This is a genomic window from Peribacillus sp. P4_C12 (assembly GCF_056402095.1).
In genome coordinates this window covers 1-8,906 of the sequence record NZ_JBFUIB010000129.1, presented here as the reverse complement: position 1 = coordinate 8,906, position 8,906 = coordinate 1, and the positions used below count along the sequence as shown (strand labels likewise).

10 protein-coding genes are annotated in these 8,906 nt (G+C 38.5%); all 10 read right to left on the bottom strand.

What is annotated here, in order from left to right; translation table 11 throughout:
- Positions 1 to 123: 123 nt before the first annotated feature.
- Entirely contained in the window at positions 124 to 888 is a 765-nt protein-coding gene (fliH, locus tag AC1DUW_RS15725; RefSeq protein ID WP_053345324.1) for a flagellar assembly protein FliH, read from the bottom strand.
- Positions 881 to 1,900, bottom strand: a complete 1,020-nt coding sequence (fliG, locus tag AC1DUW_RS15720) for a flagellar motor switch protein FliG (RefSeq protein WP_477642924.1) — start codon at positions 1,898 to 1,900, stop codon at positions 881 to 883. The genes fliH and fliG overlap by 8 nt, the downstream gene beginning before the upstream one ends.
- A gap of 17 nt (positions 1,901 to 1,917) precedes the next feature.
- Entirely contained in the window at positions 1,918 to 3,516 is a 1,599-nt protein-coding gene (gene fliF / locus AC1DUW_RS15715) for a flagellar basal-body MS-ring/collar protein FliF (protein ID WP_477642923.1), read from the bottom strand.
- Between the two features lie 94 nt (positions 3,517 to 3,610).
- On the bottom strand, positions 3,611 to 3,919 hold the full coding sequence (fliE, locus tag AC1DUW_RS15710; RefSeq protein ID WP_053345321.1) for a flagellar hook-basal body complex protein FliE: 309 nt from the start codon (positions 3,917 to 3,919) through the stop codon (positions 3,611 to 3,613).
- Positions 3,920 to 3,940: 21 nt separating this feature from the next.
- Positions 3,941 to 4,399, bottom strand: coding sequence for a flagellar basal body rod protein FlgC (gene flgC, locus AC1DUW_RS15705; RefSeq protein ID WP_053345320.1), 459 nt, complete (start codon positions 4,397 to 4,399; stop codon positions 3,941 to 3,943).
- Positions 4,399 to 4,794 (bottom strand): flagellar basal body rod protein FlgB, encoded by a 396-nt coding sequence (flgB, locus tag AC1DUW_RS15700; RefSeq protein ID WP_053345319.1) that lies wholly within the window; start codon positions 4,792 to 4,794, stop codon positions 4,399 to 4,401. The genes flgC and flgB overlap by 1 nt, the downstream gene beginning before the upstream one ends.
- 800 nt (positions 4,795 to 5,594) lie before the next feature.
- Complete coding sequence (gene codY, locus AC1DUW_RS15695) at positions 5,595 to 6,374, bottom strand: GTP-sensing pleiotropic transcriptional regulator CodY (RefSeq protein ID WP_053345318.1); 780 nt, start codon at positions 6,372 to 6,374, stop codon at positions 5,595 to 5,597.
- Between the two features lie 108 nt (positions 6,375 to 6,482).
- Positions 6,483 to 7,892: an HslU--HslV peptidase ATPase subunit gene (gene hslU, locus AC1DUW_RS15690; RefSeq protein WP_053345317.1), complete on the bottom strand. Its 1,410-nt coding sequence runs from the start codon at positions 7,890 to 7,892 to the stop codon at positions 6,483 to 6,485.
- A 13-nt stretch (positions 7,893 to 7,905) separates the two neighbouring features.
- Complete coding sequence (hslV, locus tag AC1DUW_RS15685) at positions 7,906 to 8,433, bottom strand: HslVU peptidase proteolytic subunit (protein WP_477642922.1); 528 nt, start codon at positions 8,431 to 8,433, stop codon at positions 7,906 to 7,908.
- 20 nt (positions 8,434 to 8,453) lie between these two features.
- Positions 8,454 to 8,906 (bottom strand): tyrosine-type recombinase/integrase (locus AC1DUW_RS15680; protein WP_477642921.1); only part of this gene is annotated, 453 nt, incomplete at its 5' end.

Here is an 8,906-nt window from a genome sequence, read left to right as displayed (position 1 = left end):
CGCCTACAGAGCTTTCAGGGCCTTGGGATTCTATCATTAACCCTACGACACGTTTGACTCGTCCATAGTGTTTAAATGGATCGACTTCATCAACTAAGGGTAAGAGATCCTTCGCTTTCATCTTTACTCACCTTCCAGCAACTCAGTTAGTTTCATTTTAATTTCCTGTAGCTGACTATCAACGCTGGCATCTATTCTTCCATTCTCCGACTCGATGATACAACTACTTTCATTTAGATCATCATTCGGATAGATATACAATTCTGTATCTTTTGGAAAGATTGAAATCAACTCTTCCTTATGAGTAAGAATCGATTGGTATTGAATCGGATGAATATGCAGCTGCACTTCCCGATAATCCCTTGCTTCTTTAATGGCTTTCTTTACGATGGATAAAAAAGACTCTTCATCATTTTCAAGCTGCCGGCCAATAACTTTCCCCGCCACTTTCATAGCAAGATCCAAAATAACTGATTCAGATGATTCGATATGTTGCTGATAATCTTTTTTAGAGGACTCTACCACTTTCTTTGCAAAAGCGATCTCCCCAGCAACCTCGTTATAGCCCTTTTGGATTCCATCTTCGATTCCCTGCTGATACCCTTCTTTTTGAGCCTGTTCGATATACATTATTTTTTCTTGCTTCTCCCAATGTTCACGAGCTTGCCGGACTTCATCAGCAACCGCTTTGGCTTTTTGTTTTGCTTCTATTAATAGAGATTCTGCCTCCTGCTTGGCTTGGTTTAGAAATTCATCTGATTGAAAATGATGAACGATTTGCCCTTCATCCTCGCTTTCTGTTTCAAGTGAGTCCAAACAGCGAATTTTTATCGTTATCTTATTGCTTTTCTCCTGATTTGCTTGGTGGGACTTAATAATTCTAGACAATAATATCATCCCCTCCGCCGCGGGCGATTACAATCTTACCCGTTTCTTCAAGGCGGCGAACAACAGCAACAATTCTGGATTGTGCTTCTTCTACATCCCGCAAACGTACAGGACCCATATATTCCATTTCTTCCTGGAACGTTTCGACCATTCGTTTCGACATGTTACGGAAAACGATTTCCTTCACTTCATCGCTTGCCACTTTAAGGGAAAGTTTGAGATCTTCATTTTCAGATTCCCGTACAACACGCTGAATGGCTCTCCCATCAAGAGTCACGATATCTTCAAAGACAAACATCCGTTTCTTGATTTCTTCTGCAAGTTCTGGATCTTGGGTTTCAAGTGCATCTAAGATAGTTCTTTCTGTTGAGCGATCAACTCCGTTCAATACATCAACAACCGCTTCGACTCCGCCAGTCTGGGTATAATCCTGGGTCACAGTTGCAGATAGTTTTCTTTCTAATATCTGCTCTACTTCATTAATGATTTCCGGCGAAGTGCTATCCATTAAAGCGATTCTTCTTGCAATATCGGCCTGCACCTCTTGGGGAAGTTCAGACAAAATATGGCCTGCCTGTGTTGGATCAAGATAAGATAATATTAAGGCAATCGTCTGCGGATGCTCATTTTGGATAAAATTCAATATCTGTCCAGGATCTGCCTTCCTTGCAAAGTCGAATGGACGAACTTGTAAGGAAGATGTTAAGCGGTTTATGATTGCCGCAGCCTGATCAGTCCCTAACGCCTTTTCAAGAACCTGCTTCGCGTATCCAATGCCACCCTGTGATATGTAATCCTGTGCTAAAGCTATATTATGAAATTCCTCTAAAATTTCTTCTTTGTCCTGCGAATCTACTTTTCTAACTCCCGAAATTTCAAGAGTCAATCTCTCAATTTCCTCTTCAGAAAGATGCTTATATACGGATGCAGAAACATCCGGGCCTAAGGAAATAAGGAGGATGGCAGCTTTCTGTTTGCCAGTCAATCCGGCCTTTTTTTTTCTTTCTGTCACTTGCACAGCCTCCTAGTCTAATCTTCTGCTATCCAACTTCTTAATAATTTTGCAAATTCATCCGGCTTTTCTTTTGCCAGTTTCTCAAGTTGTTTTCTTTTTAACGATGCCTCTGTTTCCTTCTCTGTATTTAAATCTGGGACCTCGAATACGACTTCTTCCTCTTCCTCCACGTATTCCTCTTCCATTTCTGTTCGCCTTCTTGACCGGAAAAATAAGAATAATAGAATGATAATGACTAATAATAATATTCCACCTACAATGTAAACCCAAATGGGCACTGAAGTTCTCGTTCCATCTTCTGGCATTGTCATTTTTCCGTTAAAAGGTTGAACGGAAATCGCTATCTTCTTATTTAGCTCATCGTCTGTAAGTTCTTCCCCTTCAGCTTTTTTCTCAATTGTCGTACGGATTATTGTGCTAAGGATTTGTGTAATATCATCTACACTCTGCTGAGATAAGGAGTTTGGATCATCTGCCGTAGGAGGCTCGACCATTACCTGGATACCTAAATCCTTTACTTTGTATGGACTTTCCACTATTTCTTTCTTTATTCGGTTCACTTCACTATTTATTGTTTCATCAACTTTTTCATAATCACCGGATCCGTTTGTTCCCTCAACATAACTAGATCCTAATGAATCAGAGGAGTCCTCACTTTGCGGAATGCCACCAGCCCCAGCTGCATCCCTACTATACGATTCATTGATTCTTTGCGCAGAAATCTCAATTCCTGCCATATTTTCTTCATCCACCGGTTCAACTATATTCTCTTCCCTGTTTTCCTGAGTGAAATCAATGTCTGTTGTGACAGAAACGACAACTTTATCTCTGCCCATTATTGTTCCTAGCATATTTTGTACTTGTCTTTGAATATCGCGTTCAATTTCTTTTTTTATTTCGTTTTGAGTAACAAAAGCAGACGCGAAATTAGAATTTTGATTTTCAAGGTCATAATACTCAAAATCTTGGTTCATAATGACGATATTATCTGTAGGGAGGTTCGGAACACTTTTTGATACAAGATGATAAAGTGAATTAATTTGATTTTCATCAAATTTATAGCCTGATTTCGTATTCAAAACAATTGATGCTGATGCTTCACCTACTGTATCACTTACAAAAACCCCTTTATCAGGAAGTGTAATCATCACACTCGCATCTTCAACCCCGTCAATCTTCTTTATTAAATTGGCTAGTTCCGTCTGCATCGAGTCCAATTTAATAACATTGAATTCATTTTCGGTCATTCCGATACCAGCGCTCTGACTAAAAAATGAATAGTCGATGCTTCCTGAGTCCGGGATCCCTTCAGCTGCAAGCTCCACTTTAAGTGTATCCAATTTTTCTTCAGGAACTTTAATCGTTTTACCGTTGTCTGAAATTTCGTTCTTAATTCCTTGACTATCTAAATTCTCTTTAATACTTCCCGTTTCTGATGGCGTTAAATTAGAATATAAGGGTACCAGTGTTGTACGGGAGGCAAAAACCGAGACAACCATAATGACGATGATAATCAATGCGGTTGCACTAATCATGAGGACTTTTTGTTTTTTACTGCGACTAGTCCAGAAAGCAGTTATTTTATTTTTTAAATTCACTAGTACATCATTCATTTAAATCCCCCGGTCAGTCTATGAATTTATGAAAGGGGGAATCTTTTTCCCCCTGGCCATTTTTCTTTATATAATGAGGTTTAAAAAATGAATGCTATATACTCATTCTCATCATTTCCTGATAGGCTTCAACCACCTTATTCCGGACCTCTAGTGTAGCCTGCATTGTAACACTGGCTTTTTGTGAAGCAATCATCACTGAATGAAGCTCAACATCTTCACCGTTAACCAGTTTAGTTGTCAGATTGTCTGATGCAACTTGAGTCTCATTAACTTTATTCAACGATTCTTTTAATACGGACGCAAAATTCCGATGTGCTTCGTATGGTGTATTTGTATTACTCTGGCCATTTTTCAATACATCAAATGTATTGCTCCCTGCCGAAAGAGAAATCCCCTCCATATCTCCACTCCCCATTCAAGTTTATTTGCCGATTTCCAATGCTTTCATCATCATTCCCTTTGATGCATTTAAAACTGTCACATTTGCTTCGTATGATCGTGTGACACTCATTAAGTCGACCATCTCCCTAAGCGGATCGACGTTTGGCATTTCCACATATCCATCATCATTGGCATCGGGGTGTTCTGGATTATAATCCAACTCAAAAGGCGTTTCATCTCTTACTATTTCCGTAACCTTTACACCGTTTCCAATCCCGCTGTTTTTCCCAGTGGCTGCGTTTAAAAAGCTTGAAAAACTGCTTTCCTTACTTTGTAGCACAACTGCTTTTCTCGAGTATGGTTTCCACTCCTTTGTTTCTGCATCATATTCCGCTCTGGTCGTATCTGCATTCGCCATATTGGAAGAAATCACATCCATCCTTAACCTTTGACTAGTTAGGCTTGAACCAGTCGTATTTATACTTTGGAAAATCCCCATTACTTACCTCCCCTAATTACAGTTTCCAATGATTTGAATTTACCTGAAAGCCGATCGGATACTGCATTATAATAAATTTGGTTTGCAGCAAGGTCAGTCATTTCTTTATCAATGTCCACACTATTTCCATTATTGTTGTATTGCACATTCCTCTGCGTCACGATTGAAGAGGATTCACCACCCTCTAATTTAAAACTTAGGTGTCTTTCATCGGTACGGTATGATTGGATGGAAGATTCTAACTCAGCTTGAAACGACTGTCTTTTGGAGACATCTTTAGCTTTATAATTCGGTGTGTCGGAATTCGCAATATTCTGTGAAATAACTTTTTGTTTTGTATTAGAATAATTCAGAGCGTTTTCAAGTGATTGAAAAGTATTTGAAAATAATTCCATATTATCGCTCACCTCTTTCCATTTTAAACAGATAATAACTTAAGAAATAAATTAACCCAACGTATTCATGGTTTAATTCTAAAGAAACATTATAACTATGTCCACAAACATTTTTAAGACTTTAGACCTATTATTGTCGAAAAATGTCACAATTTGCTCAAATTCACTGCTTTTTTTAGTATTATTCCAGTTCATTTATTACGATTCATTACATTTTACATACTTTTTCGACATTTTAGTCAAAATTTATCTCTAGTTCCTTATTTATCATACTGAAAAACGAATCTATATACCTGATACTTTAGAACTAATTTGCAATATTTTTTCATAAGTGATTTTATACAACATAGCTTTTTTAGCCTTATTTTATAACGGTTTCTTTAAAATTCTATATTAATATTTTTTAAATAAAAAATAGAAATTTTTAAAGTGAGTTTATATTCGACAAATTCAGCATCTTATTTCATAATTAGGACTCTTAAGACCGCTACTAATATCAACAGATATTTTGTAATACTTTGATTAAGAAGGGAGGGAATTTATTACAAATTATTTTTTTCATTATTACTATAGTTATAGTAATATAATTACTCTTATTTTGAAGAATTTCACTATATTTCCAGTGGCATCAGAATACTATCTAAATACTCACATTTCAAATTTAAATTCTCAATTCGAATTACCTTTTTTTCTTGCATAACGCATTTTTCATATCGTTTAGCTTGGAAGTTCTTGCTAGCTTGTCGTTCAAATTACACACAAAAAAGGCAGCCCTTTTTCAAGGACTGCCTTTTTCTCTGTTAGTTATTTTTCAGTTTTTCTAGTTCAAGAAGGAATTTATCATTCAATACTTTGATATACGTACCTTTCATACCAAGTGAACGTGATTCGATAACCCCTGCACTTTCTAACTTTCTCAACGCATTTACGATTACCGAACGAGTGATACCAACACGGTCTGCAATTTTCGATGCTACAAGTAGACCTTCATTACCTTTAAGCTCTTCAAAAATATGCTCAATAGCTTCTAATTCGCTATATGATAATGAGGAAATGGCCATTTGAACGACCGCTTTACTACGTGCTTCTTCCTCGATTTCTTCGGATTTCTCACGAAGGATTTCCATACCGACTACCGTTGCACCATATTCAGCTAAGATTAAGTCATCATCGTGGAATTTCTCTTGTAAACGAGCAAGAACCAATGTTCCTAAACGTTCTCCTCCACCCATAATCGGTACGATCGTTGTTAATCCAGTTGCAAAAAGCTCTTTGTTTTCTACTGGGAAAGCAGTGTACTCACTTTCGATATCCAGGTTAGAAGATGTTTCTGGAATATTAAATAAGTTTTTAGTATACACTTCTGGGAATTGCTTATCTTCTAACATTTTGTACATACGTTCATTCTCGATTTGCTGACTTACTGCAATGCCGAGTAATTTTCCACGTCGGCTGACGACGAACACATTTGCTTCGATAACTTCACTTAAGCTTTCTGCCATTTCTTTGAAGTTAACTGCTTTTCCTGCTGCTTTTTGGAGCATTGCATTAATTTTTCTTGTTTTTGCTAATAAGTTCATTTGATTTGTTCCTCCTAAAAATACCATGGTTCACAATAGACTATGAAGTTGTATTTCCGTAATTTTATGTTCATTGCATGGGCAAGTATATTGCCATTTGTTTCATTCTTAAAGGATAAACTGGCTTAAATCTTTATTTCGGGCGATCGATCCCAGTTTTTCTTCGACATACTGAGGAGTGATTGTAATCTTCTCCATCGTGATTTCCGGAGCTTCAAACGACAAGTCTTCAAGAAGCCGTTCTAAAATAGTATGAAGTCGTCTTGCACCAATATTGTCTGTGTTCTGGTTTACCTCGAAGGCCACTTCAGCTATCTTACGAACAGCATCGTCAGAAAATTCAATTTCTATACCTTCAGTTTCTAACAAAGCTACATATTGTTTTAACAAAGCATTATCTGGTTCATGAAGAATCCGGACAAAGTCGTCTACAGTTAATTTGTTCAATTCTACACGGATCGGGAACCTTCCCTGTAATTCAGGAATAAGATCGGATGGTTTAGCCATATGGAAGGCTCCGGCCGCAATGAACAGCACATGATCCGTTTTAACCGATCCATATTTAGTCACAACTGTTGAACCCTCAACAATTGGTAGAATATCCCTTTGAACCCCTTCTCTCGACACATCCGCTGATGAACCCCCAGATTGCTTACTGGCGATTTTATCGATTTCATCGATGAAGATAATCCCGTTCTGCTCAGCACCGTACACAGCATCCGAAGTAACTTCATCCATATCAATCAATTTTGCCGCTTCTTCATTCGTTAAAACAATTCTCGCTTCACTGACCTTCAATTTGCGCTTCTTACTTTTCTTTGGCATCAAGCTTCCTAGCGCGTCTTGCATACTCATCCCCATTTGTTCCATTCCCGAACCTTGGAGCATATCAAACATTGAAGCGGCCTGTTCTTCCACTTCAACCGTGATCATTTCATTCTCTAACTCACCTTTAGCCAGTTTATCAGCTACAATGTTTCTTTTTTGCTGCAGATTTAAATCTTCGGAATTTTCATCCGGATCCTGCTCATCTTGATTGTTACTGCCTCCAAAAAAGACTTCAAGTGGATTCTTAAAATTGCTCTGTTTTTTTGTTGATGGCACTAATAATTCTATTAACCGGCGATTCGCATTTTCCTCTGCCCGTTCTTTTACGCTGGCCATCTTTTCTTCCTTCACGAGGCGGACAGATGTCTCTACCAAATCACGCACCATGGATTCTACATCCCGCCCGACATATCCAACTTCGGTAAATTTCGTTGCTTCAACTTTCACAAAAGGAGCACCAACCAATTTAGCCATTCTCCGAGCAATTTCTGTTTTCCCAACGCCGGTCGGTCCAATCATTAATATGTTTTTCGGAACGACTTCATCACGAAGTTGATCCGATAGAAGGGAACGGCGGTATCTATTCCGAAGAGCCACTGCCACTGCCCGTTTTGCCTCCCGCTGCCCCACGATATACTGATCCAGTTTTTCAACGATTTGCCTCGGTGTTAAATTAGCTTTTTTTGACATTATGCGCTCCTCCTTACAACTCTTCCACGATTATATTCGTATTCGTAAACACACAAATTTCCGCTGCAATTTGTAAAGATGATTGGGCGATTTCCTTGGCTGATAAATACTCACTAGAAAAACGCTTTAATGCCCTGMCGGCTGCCAGTGCATAATTTCCTCCTGATCCTATTGCAAGAATCCCGTCATCCGGTTCAATTACTTCTCCGGTACCAGAAACGAGAAGCAAATCATTTTTATCCATGACGATTAACATCGCTTCCAACTTTCTCAGTACATTGTCACTTCGCCATTGCTTCGCCATTTCGACGGCAGCACGTTGAAGATTGCCATTATACTCTTCCAGCTTAGATTCGAACATCTCAAATAAAGTGAATGCATCTGCAACCGAACCTGCAAAACCTGCAAGGACATTACCATTAAAGATCTTTCTTACTTTCCTTGCCGTATGCTTCATCACTACTGAATTTCCTAAAGTAACCTGCCCATCACCGGACATGGCACATTCACCTTTATGATGTACTGCAAATATCGTTGTCATAAAGAGTCCCCTTTCAACATTTAAGCTCGCGGATGTGATGCATTGTAGACTTTTTTTAATTGGTCTTTTGTAACATGCGTATACACTTGCGTTGATGAAATTTTTGAATGACCAAGCAATTCTTGTACTGTACGTATGTCCGCCCCATTATTTAATAGGTGTGTAGCAAAGGAATGCCTTAGCATATGGGGGTGAAGACTTCCCTCTGCGGCTGACTTTTTAATCAATTCATTTAAAATATAGCGAACTCCCCTAGCTGTCAGAGGGTCTCCACGAGAATTAACAAATAAATAAGCATGCGCCTTAGCGTCAGACGAAGTCATTTCCATCCTAGCTGTACGTATGTACAAATCTATCGCTTCCTGAGCATATCTTCCAACTGGAACGTAGCGATCTTTCTTCCCTTTTCCATGGACGAGTACTGTACCTAGAGACAAGTCGATATCCTGCAGTTTAACTTCACAGCACTCACT

Coding starts and splice junctions, on each gene's coding strand:
- fliF (WP_477642923.1), bottom strand. CDS start 3,516: ATGAATGATGTACTAGTGAATTTAAAAAATAAAATAACTGCTTTCTGG.
- fliE (WP_053345321.1), bottom strand. CDS start 3,919: ATGGAGGGGATTTCTCTTTCGGCAGGGAGCAATACATTTGATGTATTG.
- flgC (WP_053345320.1), bottom strand. CDS start 4,399: ATGGGGATTTTCCAAAGTATAAATACGACTGGTTCAAGCCTAACTAGT.
- flgB (WP_053345319.1), bottom strand. CDS start 4,794: ATGGAATTATTTTCAAATACTTTTCAATCACTTGAAAACGCTCTGAAT.
- codY (WP_053345318.1), bottom strand. CDS start 6,374: ATGAACTTATTAGCAAAAACAAGAAAAATTAATGCAATGCTCCAAAAA.
- hslU (WP_053345317.1), bottom strand. CDS start 7,892: ATGTCAAAAAAAGCTAATTTAACACCGAGGCAAATCGTTGAAAAACTG.